The 15,301-nt window shown below is 77.2% G+C and carries 15 protein-coding genes and 1 pseudogene; 7 read left to right on the top strand and 9 right to left on the bottom strand.

Features of this window, described 5'->3' with window-relative positions; genetic code table 11:
• Positions 1-135: 135 nt before the first annotated feature.
• From MUU72_RS05305 to MUU72_RS05320, 4 genes and pseudogenes are all read right to left on the bottom strand, one after another.
• Positions 136-726, bottom strand: a pseudogene (locus MUU72_RS05305) (CBS domain-containing protein); the annotation flags it as partial.
• A 153-nt stretch (positions 727-879) separates the two neighbouring features.
• Positions 880-1,800, bottom strand: coding sequence for a universal stress protein (locus MUU72_RS05310; RefSeq protein ID WP_248011933.1), 921 nt, complete (start codon positions 1,798-1,800; stop codon positions 880-882).
• 160 nt (positions 1,801-1,960) lie between these two features.
• On the bottom strand, positions 1,961-3,400 hold the full coding sequence (locus tag MUU72_RS05315) for a sensor histidine kinase (protein WP_248011934.1): 1,440 nt from the start codon (positions 3,398-3,400) through the stop codon (positions 1,961-1,963).
• A complete protein-coding gene (locus tag MUU72_RS05320) occupies positions 3,397-4,134 on the bottom strand; it encodes a response regulator transcription factor (protein ID WP_248011935.1) in 738 nt (245 codons plus the stop codon). The genes MUU72_RS05315 and MUU72_RS05320 overlap by 4 nt, the downstream gene beginning before the upstream one ends.
• A 144-nt stretch (positions 4,135-4,278) precedes the next feature.
• Here MUU72_RS05320 and MUU72_RS05325 point away from each other — a divergent pair, with 144 nt between their 5' ends.
• From MUU72_RS05325 to MUU72_RS05335, 3 genes are read left to right on the top strand one after another with little or no spacing between them, the layout of a single operon-like run.
• Entirely contained in the window at positions 4,279-5,637 is a 1,359-nt protein-coding gene (locus tag MUU72_RS05325) for a ferredoxin reductase family protein (RefSeq protein ID WP_248011936.1), read from the top strand.
• 60 nt (positions 5,638-5,697) lie between these two features.
• Positions 5,698-6,120, top strand: a complete 423-nt coding sequence (locus tag MUU72_RS05330) for an FMN-binding protein (RefSeq protein WP_248011937.1) — start codon at positions 5,698-5,700, stop codon at positions 6,118-6,120.
• A gap of 58 nt (positions 6,121-6,178) precedes the next feature.
• Positions 6,179-6,919 carry an FAD:protein FMN transferase gene (locus MUU72_RS05335; RefSeq protein ID WP_282503705.1) on the top strand — a complete coding sequence of 247 codons (741 nt, stop codon included), beginning with the start codon at positions 6,179-6,181 and terminating at the stop codon, positions 6,917-6,919.
• A gap of 12 nt (positions 6,920-6,931) precedes the next feature.
• Here MUU72_RS05335 and MUU72_RS05340 read toward each other — a convergent pair whose 3' ends face one another.
• Positions 6,932-8,590: a CocE/NonD family hydrolase gene (locus MUU72_RS05340; protein ID WP_248011939.1), complete on the bottom strand. Its 1,659-nt coding sequence runs from the start codon at positions 8,588-8,590 to the stop codon at positions 6,932-6,934.
• Positions 8,591-8,789: 199 nt separating this feature from the next.
• Here MUU72_RS05340 and MUU72_RS05345 point away from each other — a divergent pair, with 199 nt between their 5' ends.
• The gene (locus MUU72_RS05345) at positions 8,790-9,113 is read left to right on the top strand and encodes a putative quinol monooxygenase (protein ID WP_248011940.1); all 324 of its coding nucleotides are present in this window, start codon (positions 8,790-8,792) and stop codon (positions 9,111-9,113) included.
• A gap of 61 nt (positions 9,114-9,174) precedes the next feature.
• Here the strand turns inward: MUU72_RS05345 and MUU72_RS05350 are convergent, their stop codons facing one another.
• Positions 9,175-9,843, bottom strand: a complete 669-nt coding sequence (locus MUU72_RS05350; RefSeq protein ID WP_248011941.1) for a type III effector protein — start codon at positions 9,841-9,843, stop codon at positions 9,175-9,177.
• A gap of 131 nt (positions 9,844-9,974) precedes the next feature.
• Between MUU72_RS05350 and MUU72_RS05355 the strand changes: the two genes are divergently transcribed.
• The 3 genes from MUU72_RS05355 (at position 9,975) to MUU72_RS05365 (ending at position 11,536) form a co-directional block, all read left to right on the top strand.
• Entirely contained in the window at positions 9,975-10,412 is a 438-nt protein-coding gene (locus MUU72_RS05355; RefSeq protein ID WP_248011942.1) for an Hsp20/alpha crystallin family protein, read from the top strand.
• Positions 10,413-10,492: 80 nt separating this feature from the next.
• On the top strand, positions 10,493-10,894 hold the full coding sequence (locus tag MUU72_RS05360; protein WP_372502992.1) for a DUF2267 domain-containing protein: 402 nt from the start codon (positions 10,493-10,495) through the stop codon (positions 10,892-10,894).
• 201 nt (positions 10,895-11,095) lie between these two features.
• Entirely contained in the window at positions 11,096-11,536 is a 441-nt protein-coding gene (locus tag MUU72_RS05365; RefSeq protein WP_248011943.1) for a DUF2267 domain-containing protein, read from the top strand.
• A 54-nt stretch (positions 11,537-11,590) separates the two neighbouring features.
• Here the strand turns inward: MUU72_RS05365 and MUU72_RS05370 are convergent, their stop codons facing one another.
• From MUU72_RS05370 to MUU72_RS05380, 3 genes are all read right to left on the bottom strand, one after another.
• Positions 11,591-12,979, bottom strand: coding sequence for an SGNH/GDSL hydrolase family protein (locus tag MUU72_RS05370; protein WP_248011944.1), 1,389 nt, complete (start codon positions 12,977-12,979; stop codon positions 11,591-11,593).
• 74 nt (positions 12,980-13,053) lie between these two features.
• Positions 13,054-14,238 carry an LLM class flavin-dependent oxidoreductase gene (locus MUU72_RS05375; RefSeq protein ID WP_248011945.1) on the bottom strand — a complete coding sequence of 395 codons (1,185 nt, stop codon included), beginning with the start codon at positions 14,236-14,238 and terminating at the stop codon, positions 13,054-13,056.
• Between the two features lie 80 nt (positions 14,239-14,318).
• On the bottom strand, positions 14,319-15,116 hold the full coding sequence (locus tag MUU72_RS05380; RefSeq protein WP_248011946.1) for a DUF72 domain-containing protein: 798 nt from the start codon (positions 15,114-15,116) through the stop codon (positions 14,319-14,321).
• Positions 15,117-15,301 lie beyond the last annotated feature (185 nt).

The raw sequence follows: 15,301 nt of genomic DNA on the forward strand, positions 1-15,301 counted from the left end.
GCCCTGGGCGGGGGCGTCAGGGGCCGCGCCGGCCGGGTCGTGGCCGGTGCCGTCGTGGGCGGGGGCGTCGGTGGAGGCTGCGTCGTGGGCGGCGCCATGGCCGGTGTCGTCGTGGCCGGTGTCGTCGTGGCCGGTGTCGTCGTGGGCGAAGCTGAGCCGGTCGATGACGTCGACCACCCCGTCGACGCTCTCGCAGAGCCGGACCGCGATCGGGATCAGGCTCCGGCGCTCCAGCGCGCCGGTGAGGGTGACGGTGCCGTCGCCGACGTCGACGGTGACCGCGGACGGCGCCACGCCGAGGGTGCGGGTCAGCACCTCCTCCAGGATCTCCTCCTGGATGGCGCGGTCGCGGCGCAGGAACAGCTGGACGAGGTCGCTGCGGCTGATCACGCCGATCAGCCGGCCGTCGGCGTCGACCACGGGCAGCCGCTTGACCTTCCGCTGCTCCATCGTCCGGGCCGCCTCGACCACGTTCCACTCCGGGCGCGCCACCACGGCCGGGCTGGTCATGATCGCCTCGGCGGTGGTGGCCCCGGTCTTGGAGAGCTGCCGGCGCAGCAGGTCGGCCTCGGACACCACGCCCAGCGGCCGCGCGTCGTCGTCGACGACCGGGACGGCGGTGATGTCGTACTCGTCGAGCAGCCGCGCGATCTCCCGGAACCGGGTGCCCCGCTGGACGGTGACGGCGTTCGGGGTCATCAGGTCGGCCACTCTGCGGTGCCTCATGGGGGCCACTACCTCCGGGGTGCCTGGCTGGGTGGGACTCCGGCAGGTGGGCGCCGGAGTGCGCTGCCTCCATGATCCCGCGTTCCGGGAGCAGGCGGGGCCGGTGGCCGGGCCCGGCGGCAGGAGGCCGGCCACCGGCCGCCCGCGGCCCGTTCAGTCGTGCGGGACGACCGCGACCGGGCAGGTCACATGGTGGATGGCGGCATGGGCGACCGGGCCGACGCGGGGCGCGCCCGGCAGTCTGCGGTGCAGCCGGCGGCCGACCACCAGCAGCCCGGCGCCCCCGGCGGCCTGGACGACGGCCCGGGCGGCGCTGTCGTGCAGCACCGTCGGCTGCACCGGGACGCCGGGGAACCGCGCGCGCCAGGGCTCCAGCGCCTCCCGCAGCTCGCTCTCCGCCGCCGCGGTCACCTCGGCCGAGGCGTCCGGGTCCACGCCCCAGGGGGTGAAGACGTGCACCGGGAACGGGCGGCCGTGCACGGCCTGGAGCAGCACCCCGCGGCCCGCCGCCTCCTCGAAGGCGAACGCCAGCAGCCGGGTGCACGGGCCGCCGAGGCCGAGCGCGGCGACGACGCGGGGGCCGGACGGTTCGGCCGGGGGCCCGGGCGGCCCGGTCGCGCCGGCCGGTCCCGGCCGCTCACCGTCCGCCGGGCCGCCGGGCGCCCGTACCAGCACGACCGGCCCCTGGGCCCGGCCGACCACGCTCAGGCTGACGTCGCCGAGGACGAAGCTCTCCCAGGCCGACAGCGCCCGGGAGCCCAGGACCAGCAGCCGCGACTCCGCGGCGGCCCGCAGCAGCGCCGGTTCCGCCTCGTCCCCGACCAGGTCCTCGACGATCGGCAGCCGCGGGTGGCGGGCCCGGACGGCGGCGCTCGCGGCCCGGACGACCTCCCGGGCGCAGACGTTCTGGTCGCGTTCGGGGGCGGTGTCGGGGGCCTGGGCGGCGAGCATGATCCAGGCGTACAGCAGGCGGAGCACCGCGCCCCGCCGGTCCGCCTCGTCGGCGGCCCAGTGCGCCGCCGCCAGGCTCTCCGCCGAGCCGTCGAGCCCGGCGGTGATGGTCTCCGGCTCCATGGCTGTCCCCCAACGCGTTCCGGTACGCGGGGCGCGCGCCCCGCGCTATCGAGCCTGCGCGTCCCGGCGGGCCGGTGCCAGTGGGCCGAGCGGCACGGCAGGGGGCCGGACGACCGGGGCCGGACGGCCGGGGGCGGGTCCCGGGCGGGTTCCGGGCGCGTCAGGCGCCGGCGGGCCGGTGCGGCAGGGTGACGGTGAACGCGGTGTGCCCGGGGCGGCTCTCCAGGGTGGCGGTGCCGCCGTGCGCGGTCGCCACGGCGTGCACGATGGCCAGGCCCAGGCCGGTACCGCCGGCGGCACGGGAGCGGCCGTGGTCGGCCCGCACGAACCGGCCGAAGATCTCCGGCCGCAGCTCCTCGGGGACGCCCGGGCCGTCGTCGGCGACCGTCAGCCGGACGCCGTCCGGGCCGGCCGCCAGCCGGACGGTGACCGCGGCCCCGGCGGGCGTGTGGGTGCGGGCGTTGGCCAGGAGGTTGCCGATGACCTGGTGCAGCCGGTGCTCGTCGCCGGTCACCGTGACCACCGTCTCGGGCAGGTCCAGCAGCCAGCGGTGGTCCGGGCCGGCCGCCCGCGCGTCGTCGGTGGCGTCCAGGACCAGCCGGGTCAGGTCGACCGGCGCGCGCTCCAGGGCGCGGCCCGAGTCGAGCCGGGCGAGCAGCAGCAGGTCGTCCACCAGGCGGGACATCCGCTGCGATTCGGCGTGGATGCGCTCCAGGGCGTGCCGTACGGGACCGGGGACCGGGCCGCGGTGGCGCAGCGCGAGTTCGGCGTGGCCGCGGACGTTGGCCACCGGGGTGCGCAGTTCGTGGCTGGCGTCGGCGGCGAACCGGCGGAGCCGCTCCTCGCCGGCGTGCCGGTGCTCCAGGGCGCTGCCGACGTGCCCGAGCATGCGGTTCAGGGCGGTGCCGACCTGGCCGACCTCGGTGCGCGGGTCGGCGACCGGGACCGGCGCGGGCATGGCGACCTCGCCGCTGGCGAGCGGGAGTTCGGCGACCCCGGCGGCGGTGGCGGTGACCCGGCGCAGCGGGCGCAGCGAGAGCCGCACCCACAGGGCCCCGACGACACCGGTGGCCAGCAGCGCCCCGCCGAACACCGCCACCTCCACGGCCTCCAGCCGGTGCACGGTCTCCTCGACCGGGTGCAGCGGCAGGCCGGTGACCAGGACGTCGCCGTCGTCGCCGGTGACCGCGTTGACGCGGTAGCCGCCCAGCGCGGAGAGCCGGACGCTGTGGCCGCTGCCGTCGGCGGGCAGCCCGGCCAGGGTGCGGCGGTCGTGGCCGCTGAGCGGCACCGCGGCGTCGGTGGCGGCCCGGACCACCGCGGCCTGGGTGGCCGTACCGCGCAGCAGCCGCGCGCCGAAGGTGCCGTCGGCCTGGCCGCGGGTGTCGGGGCGGTTGTCGGCGTCGGCGTGCGTCTCGTGCTCCAGGCTCGCCGCGAACCGGCCGGCGGAGGCGGTCAGCTGCTGGTCCAGCCGGCGCACCAGGAACCCTTCGAGGGCGAGCACGGTGGTGACGCCGACGGCGGTGCAGGCCAGCGCGAGGAGGGCGACCAGGCCGGCGGTGAGCTGACCGCGCAGGCTGCGCGGGAACGGCGGCCTCACGCGGGGTCCGGCTTGAGGACGTAGCCGACGCCGCGCACCGTGTGGATCATGGGCGGCCGGCCGGCGTCGATCTTCTTGCGGAGGTAGCTGATGTAGAGCTCCACGACGTGCGCCCGGCCGCCGAAGTCGTAGGACCAGACGCGGTCGAGGATCTGGGCCTTGGACAGCACCCGGCGCGGGTTGCGCATCAGGAAGCGGAGCAGCTCGAACTCGGTCCGGGACAGTTCGACCGGGTCGCCGCCGCGGAACACCTCCCGGGCCTCCTCGTCCATCACCAGGTCGCCGACGGTCAGCCGGTCGCCGTCCGGCTCCCGGGCCATACCGGCCCGGCGCAGCAGCCCGCGCAGCCGGGCCACCACCTCCTCCAGGCTGAACGGCTTGGTGACGTAGTCGTCGCCGCCCGCGGTGATCCCGGCGATCCGGTCCTCGACGGCGTCCCGGGCGGTCAGGAAGAGCACGCAGACCGTCTCCAGCTCCTGGCGCAGCAGCCGCAGGACGCGCAGGCCGTCGGTGTCGGGCAGCATCCAGTCGAGGACGACGGCGTGCGGGCGGAAGGCCCGGGCCACGGTGAGCGCGGTGGCGCCGTCCGGCGCGGTGCGGACCTCCCAGCCCTCGCCCGCCAGGGCTCCGGAGAGCACCTCGGTGAGGTCCGGCTCGTCATCGATCACCAGGACCCGGACGGGTGAGCCGTCGCCGCTGCGGAGCGGGGCGGGGGCGGTGCGGTGGTTCGTCATGGTGGTTCCAGCATGCCGGACCCGTAACGGGTGCCCGGCGCGGGTCCGGCTCTGAGTTTCCTGTGAATCGCGGCGCGGGGCCGGCGCTCAGAGGTTCCTCAGAGGTTCCGCTGCGAGGCTGGCGCCCGTACCGAACGGAGCCCCATGACTGTCCTCCTCACCTCCCGCGACGTCCTGCGCGGCCGGGCCGCGCCCCGGCTGACCGCCCTCGTCCCGCCGCTGGCGCTGTGCGCCGTCTGGGCGGGCGCGGCCGGTGTGCTCGGCCTGTGGTGGGCCGACACCGCTTCGGTCTCCGGCCCGGCGGGCTGGCTGACCGGGGCCGGCCGGATCACCGGGCTGCTGGCCGGGTACGGCTGTGCGGTGCTGCTGGCGCTGATGGCCCGGGTGCCGCTGCTGGACCACACCGTGGGCACCGACCGGCTGGCGCGCTGGCACGCGGCCGGCGGCCGCTACACGGTCTGCCTGGCGCTGGCCCACACCCTGCTGATCATCTGGGGGTCCGCGCTCACCGTGCACAGCGGCGTGGTGCAGGAGACCGCGACGCTGGTCCTGGGCTACCCGGACATGGTCGCGGCGACCGCGGGCTTCCTGCTGCTGGTCGGCACCGGTGTCGTCTCGGCGCGGGCGGCCCGCCGCCGGCTGAGCTACGAGACCTGGCACTACCTGCACTTCGCCACGTACCTGGCGGTGTTCCTGATCTTCGGGCACCAGCTCTCCAACGGTGCCGACTTCGTGGGCCGCCGGCCCGTCCAGCTGGCCTGGTACGCGCTCTACCTCGGGGTGGCGGCGCTGCTGGGGTGGTACCGCTTCGCGGTCCCGGTGCGCCGGGCGCTGCGGCACCGCCTGCGGGTGGCGGAGGTCCGCCCGGAGGCGCCGGGGGTGGTCTCGGTGTACCTCACCGGTGCGCGGCTGACCGAGCTGGGCGCGCTGCCCGGCCAGTTCTTCCGCTGGCGGTTCCTGGCGCCGGGCCTGTGGTGGACCGCCGGCCCGTATTCGCTGTCCGCGCCGCCGCGCCCCGACGTCCTGCGCATCACGGTCAAGGCGGCCGGCGGCCACAGTGCCGCCCTGGCGCGCCTGCGGCCGGGCACCCGGGTGTGGGCGGAGGGCCCGTACGGGGCGTTCACCGCGGCGCGCGGCAGCGGCCCGAAGACGCTGCTGCTGGCCGGCGGGGTCGGCATCACCCCGCTGCGGGCGCTCTTCGAGACGCTGCCCGGGCAGGTCACCCTGGTCTACCGGGCGCGCCGCCCCGAGGACCTGGCGCTGCGCGGGGAGCTGGACGCGATCGCCGCGGCCCGCGGCGCGGTGGTGCACTACGCGGTGAGCGGTCCGGGCGGGTCCGGCTGTCCGCTGACCGCCCGCGCCCTGGGGCGGCTGGTCCCGGACCTGGCCGCGCACGAGGTGTACCTCTGCGGGCCGCCCGGGATGACCGAGACGGCGCGCCGGGCCCTGCGGGCCGCGGGGGTCCCGCGCCACCGCGTCCACCACGAGTCCTTCGACTTCTGACCCCCGGCCCGCTTCCCGCCTTCCCGTCCCGTCCCGATCCGTCTTCCGAGGAGCCGCCGCGTGCGCCGAGCCGTCCTCACCACCGCGTCCACCGGCGCGCTGGTCGTCCTGCTGCTGTCCCTCAAACCGCACCACCCGGCCGGGCTGCCGGCCGCCGCGCCCGCGCCGTCCCCGGCCGGCAGCCGCCCGTCCGGCGGCCGGCCCGCCGACGGCACGTACACCGGCTCGCCGGTCCCCACCCGCTACGGCACGGTGCAGGTCGCCGCGACCGTCAAGGGCGGCGTGCTGACCGCGGTCAAGGTGCTCCGGGTGCCGTCCGAGAACGGCCGCGACCAGGAGATCGCCGCCTACGCGGTGCCCCGGCTGACGCAGGAGGCGCTGAGCGTGCACGGCGCCGCGATCGACGCGGTGTCGGGCGCGAGCTACACGAGCGCGGGGTACATCCGGTCGCTCCAGAGCGCGCTGGACCGGGCCGGTGTCTGAACCGGGCGGGACCGGGCCGGTGTCTGAGCGGGGCGGGCTGCGGCACGTCGAGCACGTGATGGGCACGGTGTTCTCGTTCGACGTGCGCGGGCCGGTCACCGCGGCGGTCGGGACCGCCCTGGCCGCGGCCGTGGCGCGGCTGCACCACATCGACCGGGTCTTCTCGCCCTACCGCCCCGACAGCGCGGTGAGCCGGCTGGCCCGCGGGGAGCTGCGGCCGGCGGACTGCTCGGCGGAGGTGCGGGAGGTGCTCGGGCGGTGCGAGGCGGCCCGGCGGGCCACGGACGGCTGGTTCGACCCGGCCGCCGGCGGCGTCCTCGATCCGTCCGGGCTGGTCAAGGGCTGGGCGGTGGAGGACGCCGCGCGGCGGCTGCGGGCCGCCGGGGCACGCCATGTCTGCGTCAACGGGGGCGGCGACCTCCAGATGTTCGGCGGCGCGGCGCCCGGGGTGCCGTGGCGCGTCGGCATCGCCCACCCGCTGCGGCCGGGCGCCCTGTGCGCGGTGGTGTCCGGCCACGACCTGGCGGTCGCCACGTCCGGCACCGCCGAGCGCGGGGCGCACATCCTGGACCCGCGCACCGGCGCCCCGGCCCGCGGCCCGGCGTCGCTGACCGTCGTCGGGCCCCGGCTGACCATGACCGACGTGTACGCCACGGCGGCCTTCGCGCGCGGGGCGGGCGCGGCCGGCTGGCTGGAATCGCTGCCCGGCCACGAGGCGCTGGCGGTCACCGGGGACGGCGGCTCCTGGCACACCGCGGGCTTCCCCGCGTACGGCGTGCCGGTGGCCGCCGGCCGGTGACCGCGGCGCCCGTCAGCGCAGCGGCAGCGCCAGTTCCGCCGGGCGGTCCGCCGGGGAGCCGAACGCGACGGTGCTGCCGCGCGGGGTGCGGCCGCCGTACAGCGGGTCGGCGGTGTCCAGGACCAGGGCGAGGCGGTGTCCGGCCGGCAGGTCGTAGGCGGTGGGGAAGAGCGTGACGTCCAGCGGGACGGGGTGTCCGGGGCGGGTGCCGGACCAGCTCTGCGGGGCGTGTGCGAGGAGTCTGCCCAGGCCCAGCGCGTCGACGTCGTAGAGGTAGGCGTAGGCGGTGCCCCGGGGGGCGGAGGCGGTGACGGTGGTGTGCAGCCGGGCGGCGCCGCGCAGCCGCTGGGTGGCCGGGTACGGCGCGGACTGCCAGACGGCGGCGGCGCCGCGGGGCAGCAGCGGGACGGCCGCGGTGGGCGGCGGGCCGGTGATCTGGTCCAGCGCCCCGGAGAGTTCGGCGATCCCGCCGTCGGCGCCGGAGTCCTGGCCGCCGGTGATCCGCCGCCACCAGCCGGTGCCGCCCGGGCCGCCGAGGGTGCCGGTGCCGTGGGCGTCGGGGCGGCCCAGCCGCAGGCGGGCGGTGTGCGTGCTGACGGCGGCCCAGTCCGGGTAGCTCTCGTGCCCGCCGGTGGACCGGACCTCCAGGGCGACGCCCTGGCGCGGGCCGGGTCCGCCGGTGCCCTTGAGGTGGTGGTCGAGCCAGCTCCGGGCACCGTCCCAGGTCGCGTTGGGCAGGCCGAGCAGGCCGGTCAGTTCCTGGGTGGCGTGGTCGCCGGGACGCAGCTCCAGCCGCTTGGGGACGGTCAGCCGCTGGTAGAAGGCGGTCATCTGGCCGGGGTGGAAGATGCTGTCGCCCCAGGCGTTGGCCAGGAAGACGGCGGTGCCGTGGGCGTTGATGCGGTCCGCGTAGGCGGCCGGGGAGCGGGTGTGGGCCCAGCGGACGACGCGGGGCAGGTCGCGGTCGGCGTAGAGGTCGGCCAGTATCCCGGCGAACTCGGGGCTGCGGCGGCCGGTCGGGGCCTGGATGGCGGCGAGCAGCCGGGCGGCCTGGAGGTGCCGGGTGCGGCCGCTGTAGAGCGAGTCGGCCAGGTCGGCCCAGCCGCTGAGCGCGGCCACCGCCTTGACCCGGGGGTCGAAGGCGGCGCCCATCAGGGTCAGGCCGCCGCCGAGGGAGAGCCCCACCATGCCGACCCGCCGCCGGTCGGCGGGGGTGTGCGCGAGGGACCAGTCGATCACCGAGGAGACATCGGCCACGTCCGTGGGCCCGGCGACGTCGATCCGGCCGCCGGAGCCCCAGAAGCCGCGGACGGTGTACGTCACCGCCACGTAGCCGGCGGCGGCCAGTTGCCGGCTCTGGGCGACGTACTCCAGGTCGTTCTGCCCCCAGCTGGCGGGCTGGACGACCAGGGGGTAGCGGCCGTCGCGGTCGGCGCCCGGGGTGCCGGGGGCGGGGGTGAAGACGTCGGCCTTGAGGACCGTGCCGTCCTTCATCGGGAGGTCGGCGAGGCGGAACGCCGGTGCGGCGGTGCGGGCCGCGGGCCGGGCGGCCGCCGCCGCGGGCCCGGCGGGGGCGGCGCAGACCAGCGCGAGGGCCGCGGCCAGGACGGCCGCTGCCGCCCGGTGCCGTCGGTGCGGGGGCCGGTGTGCGGTACGGCGGGGTCGCGCCATCGCTGCTCCAGGGGTCAGACCGCGGCGCCACGGTGGCGTCCGTCCGGTGCGGTGATCGGGAGCGTAGGGGCGCCGGGCACCGGCCACGAGATCACGATCAGCCAAACTACCGGCCGGTAACTCGCGGTACACAGCGCGCCGTTGGCGAGTCCGTCGGAGCGATATGCGAGAGATGCGGCAAATGATTTAGAGTACGCGGATGATCTTTATCGTTGTGAAGTTTCCCGTGAAGCCCGAATACACCGAGGAGTGGCCCGAGAAGGTCGCGGCGTTCACCCGCGCCACCCGCGAGGAGCCGGGCAACCTGTGGTTCGAGTGGTCGCGCAGCCTGGAGGAGCCGGACACCTACGTCCTGGTCGAGGCGTTCCAGGACGACGCGGGCGAGGCCCACGTGAACTCCGACCACTTCCGCGCCGGTCTGGAGGCGATGCGTCCGCTGCTGCGTCGCACGCCCGAGATCGTGAGCACCACGATCAAGGACGCGAACGGCTGGAGCGCGATGGGCGAGCTCACCATCGGCTGACTCCCCGTCCGGAGCCGGACGGAGGCGGCGGGCCACCCCCTGGGGGCGGCCCGCCGCTTCGTCATGTCTGCGTACCGCGCCGGGTGTTGCTCCGGTCGCGGAGGCGGTCGGTGTGGTGGGTGAGGCGCTCGATGCGGTCGGCCAGCTCGGGGTGGCCTGGCCGCAGGTGCGGCTCGGCCTCGGTGAGAGGGGCGAGCAGCCGGGCGGCGTCGTCGTCGGCCAGTGCGCGGGCCAGCCGGCGCACGGGGGGGCGGGCGGCGGGCGGGAGGTCGGGCAGGGCCGCGATCCGGCCGGCCAGACTGCGGAGTTCACCGGCGTTGTCCCGGGCCCAGGCGGTGATCGTGCGGTCGGCGGCGCGGCGGTCCCGGGTGGCCTTGACCCGCTGCTCGCCCGTACTGCCGGCGGCACCGGGCCGCACCCGGAGATAGCGGCGCTCGGCGGCCTGGCGGCTGGCCACGCCGAGCGGACCGGCGAGATCGGCCCAGCTGGCGCCCGCCGCGCGGGCCGCCTCGATCAGCCCCGGCTCCCAGCCGGCGAGCTGGTGCCGGACGTCCCGCAGCAGCAGGAGGACGGCGAGCGCCTGCTCCGGGCCGGGCGGCTCGGCGGCCGGCTCACCGGAGGGCGCGGTACGGGCGGCGCGCACCGCTTCCTCGATGGCGCGCAGGGCCGCCTCCGCGGTGAGGAAGGACGCCGGAGCCGGCTGCGGGGCCTGCTCGTCGGCCGAGGTCACGGAACCAACCTCCTCTCGTCGTCTTACCGACGACACCATCATTTGTCATCGTTCCGATGACATGCTACAACGGAATGCAGGTGAAGCGCATTGGCAGCAGTTACTGCCCGTCTCACTGGAGGTGTTTTGCGATGTTGATGCGCACCGACCCGTTCCGCGAGCTCGACCGGCTCACCCAGCAGCTCCTGGGCACGTCCGGCACCTGGTCGCGCCCGTCCACGATGCCGATGGACGCCTACCGCGAGGGCGACGTCTACGTCATCGCCCTCGACCTCCCCGGGGTGAGCCCCGACGCCATCGACATCGACGTCGAGCGGAACATGCTCACCGTCAAGGCCGAGCGCCGGCCGACGACCAAGGGCGAGAACGTCCAGATGGAGCTGTCCGAGCGGCCGCTGGGGGTCTTCTCCCGCCAGCTGATGCTCGCCGACACCCTCGACACCGAGCACATCGAGGCCGACTACGACGCAGGGGTGCTGACCCTGCGCATCCCGATCGCGGAGCGCGCCAAGCCCCGCAAGATCGCCATCAGCGGTTCGTCCGGGCAGAAGCGGATCAGCAGCGGCTGACCCGGTTCCGGCCCGCAGCGGCGGAGGCGGGCGCGCACTCCCCCGCGCACCCGCCTCCCGGCTTCCGGAGGAAGGGGGCAATGATGGTGGCCATCCGGGAGGACACGTTCCTGGAGCGCGTCCGGGAACGCGGCGAGTACCCCACCCGGCACGAGGCCGAGCGGGCCGCCCGGGTCGTCCTCGCCCTGCTCGGCGCCCACCTGGTCGGCGAGGAGCGGGCCGTACTCGCCGCCCGGCTGCCCGAGACCTACGCACTGATCCTGCTCAACCCCCTGCCCGCGGCCGAACCGCTCGACCCCGAACGGTTCGTACGCGCCACCGCGGCATGGATCGAGGGGGCCACCGAGGAGACCGCCAAGTGGGATGTCGGCGCGGTCCTGAGCGTGGTGGCCGAAGCCGCCGGTGACGACCTCACCCGGCGCCTCCTGCTCCAGCTCCCGGTGGGCTACGACCTGCTGTTCGGCCGTCCCCTGCCGGCCTGACATCCCCGCCCGCCGCCCGGCCCGGCGGGCGCGGCGCCACCCCGGCACCGCGCCCCGCCCGGCCGGGCCCGTTCGCGGCGCGGACCGGCCGGCCCGCACGCCGGCCACCGCCCGCCACCGGACCGGTCCCGCCCGCCGGACCGGTCCACCGACTCCACCGACTCCACCGACCCGACCGAGACGAAAGGCATGCCACCCGCCATGACCGACCAGCTGCACCTGGACCGCCCGGACGTCGCGATGTCCTTCCCCGCCCTGCTGGCGAAGGTCCGGTACGAAGGGGCCTATCCGACGGAGGAGAAGGCCCGGGAGGTCACCCTCCAGGTGCTCGGGGCGCTCGGCCGCCAGCTGATCGGCGAGGAACGCGTCGCGCTGGCCGCCCGCCTGCCGCTGGAAGCCGCCCTGGAGTTCACCGGACAGGCGCCCGCCGCCGAGCGGTTGACGGGCTGGGGCTTCGTGAAGGACCTGGCCCGGCGCACCGGCACCAGCCCCGCGGTGGCCCGCTGGAACGCCGGCACCGTCTTCTCGGTCCTGGCCCGCCTGGCCGGCCCGGACCTGCTCGACGACATCCTCCACCAGCTCCCCGACGGCTACCCCCTCCTCTTCGGCCGGGCCGAACTCCGCCTGCGCCAGACGGCGTAGCGCGGGCGCCCGTCCCCCGCGCGCCCGCCGCCCCCGGCCGGTCCCGCCGCGCGGTCAGAGCCGGTCGAGGGGGATGGCGCGGGCCAGAGCCCGGGAGCCGGTGTCGTTGGGGTGCAGGCCGTCGGCGGCGGCGTAGCGGGCGCGAGGGCGGTCCGGGTGGGCGGGGTCGGCCAGCGCCCGGTCGAAGTCGGCGACGGCGTCGAAGGCCCCGCCGGTACGGATCCAGTGGTTGACCCGGGCGCGCAGCCGCTCCGCGTCGGCGGTGTGCCCGGGGTAGCCGTGCAGCGGGATGACGGTGGTGCCGATGACCTTGATGCCGCGCCGGTGGGCGGCGCGCACCAGGGACGCGTAGCCGTCGATGAGCTGCCGTGCGGAGAGCGGGCGGTGGGACGGCGGGAGGCACCGCGTACGGGACCGGTTGAGGCCGATGTCGTTGCTGCCCAGCTCCAGGATCACCGTGCGGACGTCCGGCCGGTCCAGTACCTCCCGGCGGAAGCGGGCCACGCCCCGCTCGCCGGAGCAGGGGCTGTCGGTGAGCAGCATGTTGCCCGCGATACCGCGGTTGACCACGCCCAGGCCGCGCCGGGCGGCGGTCAGCCGCTCCGCTAGGTCGTCGGGGTAGCGGCCGTCCGCCCCGGGGGTGGTGCCGACGCCGTCGGTGACCGAGTCGCCGAAGGCCACCACCGTGCTGCGGGCCGGTGCGTCCCGGCTCAGGACATCGACGCCGGTGAGGTAGTACGTCGCCCGGGAGGTGCGGGTGTAGGCGGTGGGCAGGACGTCGGCCAGGTGGTCGCCGGGCGCGCGGTAGGCGGGCGTCAGGCCGACCCGGTGGAAGGTGGCCGGGCCGGTCCGGCCGGTGAGGCGCAGGGTGATCGCCAGTTCCTGGCGCGGGGACGCGGGCAGGGGCAGCGGGTCGCCGGTGAGTTCCCCGCCGGGCGGCACGACCGCCGAGCCGGCGCCCCGGAAGGTCACCCGGCGGGTGGTGCCGGGCCACACCGCGCCGCCGCCGGCGGACCGCGCGACGGCCGCCCCGCCGAGCTTCAGGGGCGCGGTGCCGTAGCGGTTCGACAGCCTGATCCGGATCTGCGAGCCGCCGGCGGTGACCCGTACGACCTGGCGGACCGACTCGTTCCGGAAGCCGCCCTCGGACCAGTTGCCGGGGGCGTCCTCGGCGCGTCCCGCGGGCGGCTGGACGGCGGCGCCCCAGGCCTGCGCCCAGTGCGGGCGGCCGGTGCCCTGCCCACCGGGGGCGGCGGGCGCGCCGGGCACGGCCGGCCCGGCGGGCGCGCAGCCGACCGCGAGGGACAGGACGGCGGTGGCGGCGGTGACGGCGCCGACGGCCGGGGCGGTGGTGGGGGCCGGCGGGCGCGGCCGCGCGCCCAGGGCCGTGGGCTGCCGTTCCGGGATCCGCTTCCGCGTGCGGAGCAGGCTCGAAAGGTGCATGGGTCGTTCCGCTTTCCGTTCGTCGTCGCAGGGACCGCGTACGGGTCGCAGGCGGGCGCCGGGCCCGGCGGCCGTCAGCTCGGCCGCTCGGCACAGGCTCCCCGGCCGCCGGAGGCTCCCTCGCCACCGGGTGCCCCGCCTCTTCCGGGCACCCCGCCGCCGTTTCCGGGCGTGCGGCCGCCCTCGCGCTCCCTCCCGTCCCCACCGGTCCCGGCCCCGCCGGACGCCCGGCCGGAGGGGGCCCCGGCAGCGGGCGGCGCCTCGTCCCCGCACAGCCCGGGGGCCACCTCCGCCGCGAAGAGCCGGAGCGAGCGCAGGGTGCGCTCGTGGCCGGGGTCGACGGGGTGGACCTGGAGGATCAGGTCGGTGGCGAGGGGCAGCGTGCGGTCGGCGCGGAGGGCGGCCAGCACCTCGTCCGGGGTGCCGGCGCAGGTGTCGTTGCGGGCGGCGCGGGCCGCTTCCGGGCCGGCCTGCGCGGCGTAGCGGGCGAGCCCGGCCTCGGCGTCGGCCACCGCCTCGGCCCGGGTGGGCGCGACGTACACCGACCGGGAGAGTCCGATCCGGGGGGCGGTGTCCGCTCCGGGGTGCCGCCACCGGTCCAGGTACGCCTGGGCGAGGGGGAGTTGGACGTCGCCGAGGGGGGCTGCGGTCGGGCTCGGGCGGCTGTCGGGGGCGGGGCCGGCGGAGGTGCGGGCGAGCAGCAGGCCGTTGCCGCGTTCGGCCGCGCGGACGGCGCCGGCCCTGCCGAACGTCGCCTCCCACAGCCGGCCGGTGAGCCCGGGCGCCGGCGGGAACAGCGGCGGTCCGCCGGGGATCAGCCGCGCGCCGCCGAGGGCGTCGCGGACGGTCCGCAGGGACTGCGCGTACCGCTCCCGGCGGCCTTCGGGGGAGCGGCCGAAGAGGGCGAAGGCGGTCGCGCCGCCGCCGGTCCCGAAACCGAGTTCCAGCCGCCCGCCGCTCAGCGCGTCGAGCACCGCGGCGTCCTCGGCCAGCCGCAGCGGGTCCTCCAGCGGCAGGGTGATGATGCCGGTGCCGAGCCGGAGCCGTTCGGTGCGGGCCGCGGCCGCGGCGAGGAAGCCCAGCGGCGCGGGCAGTCCGCCCTCCTGGTGGGCGTGGTGCTGGGCGACCCAGCCGGACGCGAAGCCCAGCTCCTCGGCGGTGGTGAGGAGCTCCAGCGCCCGGGCGTACAGCTCGGGGGGCGGGACCTCGTCCACGAGCCGGGTGAACACGCCCAGCCGGAAGGGGAGTTGCGCGGTCATCCGGTCCTCTCGTTCGGCCCGGGCGGCCGGCGGCGGCGCGCCCGCGGTGCTTCGAGTGGTGCAGGGATATCCCTGCCCGCTCACCGGCCGGCCAGTCGGCCGCCGCTCCCCTCCCCGGGCAGCCCGGTGGGCGTACGGGTCACCGTGCGGCCCGCGGCGGCCGCGGCGCGGGCGAACCGGACGGCGTCGAGGACGGCCGCACCGCCGGGGTCGTTGTTGAAGTACACGTAGACGTCGGCGCGGTCGGGCCAGGTGGCGGCCAGCCGCCGCACCCAGGTGTCCAGCGCCTGCCGCCCGTAGCGGGGCCAGGGCTGGGCGCGGCCCTCGTGGCAGCGCAGGTAGCCCCAGTCCGCGGTGCGCCACAGCGGCGTCACCGGGCGGGCGCCGCGGTCCGCCCAGCACAGCGCGGCGCCGCGGCGTTCCAGCACCGCGCGGATCCGGTCCGTCCACCAGGAGGCGTGGCGGGGCTCGACGGCGACCCGGACGCCGGCGGGGAAGCAGCCGAGGCAGGCGTCCAGCAGCCCGGCGTCGGCGGGCAGCGTGGGCGGCAGCTGGAGCAGGACGGGGCCGAGCCGGGGGCCGAGGCTCTGCGCGCGGGACAGCAGCCGCGCCACCGGCTCCTCGGGCTCGCGGAGCCGTTTGATGTGGGTGAGGAAGCGGCTGGCCTTCACGGCCATCACGAAGCCGTCCGGGGTCCGGTCGCGCCAGTCCGCGAAGGTGCCGGCCGCCGGCAGCCGGTAGAAGGCGGCGTTGCTCTCGACGGTGGCGAAGCCGCGGGCGTACTCCTCCAGCCAGCGGCGCTGCGGCACCTCCGCGGGGTAGAGGACGCCGCGCCAGTCCCGGTACTGCCAGCCGGAGGTTCCGAGGTGGAGGGTCATACGGGGAGGGTCCCCGGTCGGGCGGGGCGCGTACCGGCGGGCGGGCCGCCGGGCACCGGGCGGCGACGCTCCGTGAGGGCGGCGGGCCACTGCGTGCGGGCGGGGGGGGGTGAGCCGGCCACTGCTCCGCCTCCACCCGGTGAACATTCACCGCAAAAGGTGCATCTTGACAGCTGTCGGGGCAC

The sequence above is a fragment of the Streptomyces rhizoryzae genome (assembly GCF_023155275.1).
Classification (GTDB): Bacteria; Actinomycetota; Actinomycetes; order Streptomycetales; family Streptomycetaceae; genus Streptomyces; species Streptomyces rhizoryzae.

Coding starts and splice junctions, on each gene's coding strand:
- MUU72_RS05310 (WP_248011933.1), bottom strand. CDS start 1,800: ATGGAGCCGGAGACCATCACCGCCGGGCTCGACGGCTCGGCGGAGAGC.
- MUU72_RS05320 (WP_248011935.1), bottom strand. CDS start 4,134: ATGACGAACCACCGCACCGCCCCCGCCCCGCTCCGCAGCGGCGACGGC.
- MUU72_RS05325 (WP_248011936.1), top strand. CDS start 4,279: ATGACTGTCCTCCTCACCTCCCGCGACGTCCTGCGCGGCCGGGCCGCG.
- MUU72_RS05335 (WP_282503705.1), top strand. CDS start 6,179: ATGGGCACGGTGTTCTCGTTCGACGTGCGCGGGCCGGTCACCGCGGCG.
- MUU72_RS05340 (WP_248011939.1), bottom strand. CDS start 8,590: ATGGCGCGACCCCGCCGTACCGCACACCGGCCCCCGCACCGACGGCAC.
- MUU72_RS05345 (WP_248011940.1), top strand. CDS start 8,790: ATGATCTTTATCGTTGTGAAGTTTCCCGTGAAGCCCGAATACACCGAG.
- MUU72_RS05355 (WP_248011942.1), top strand. CDS start 9,975: ATGTTGATGCGCACCGACCCGTTCCGCGAGCTCGACCGGCTCACCCAG.
- MUU72_RS05360 (WP_372502992.1), top strand. CDS start 10,493: ATGATGGTGGCCATCCGGGAGGACACGTTCCTGGAGCGCGTCCGGGAA.
- MUU72_RS05365 (WP_248011943.1), top strand. CDS start 11,096: ATGACCGACCAGCTGCACCTGGACCGCCCGGACGTCGCGATGTCCTTC.
- MUU72_RS05370 (WP_248011944.1), bottom strand. CDS start 12,979: ATGCACCTTTCGAGCCTGCTCCGCACGCGGAAGCGGATCCCGGAACGG.
- MUU72_RS05375 (WP_248011945.1), bottom strand. CDS start 14,238: ATGACCGCGCAACTCCCCTTCCGGCTGGGCGTGTTCACCCGGCTCGTG.
- MUU72_RS05380 (WP_248011946.1), bottom strand. CDS start 15,116: ATGACCCTCCACCTCGGAACCTCCGGCTGGCAGTACCGGGACTGGCGC.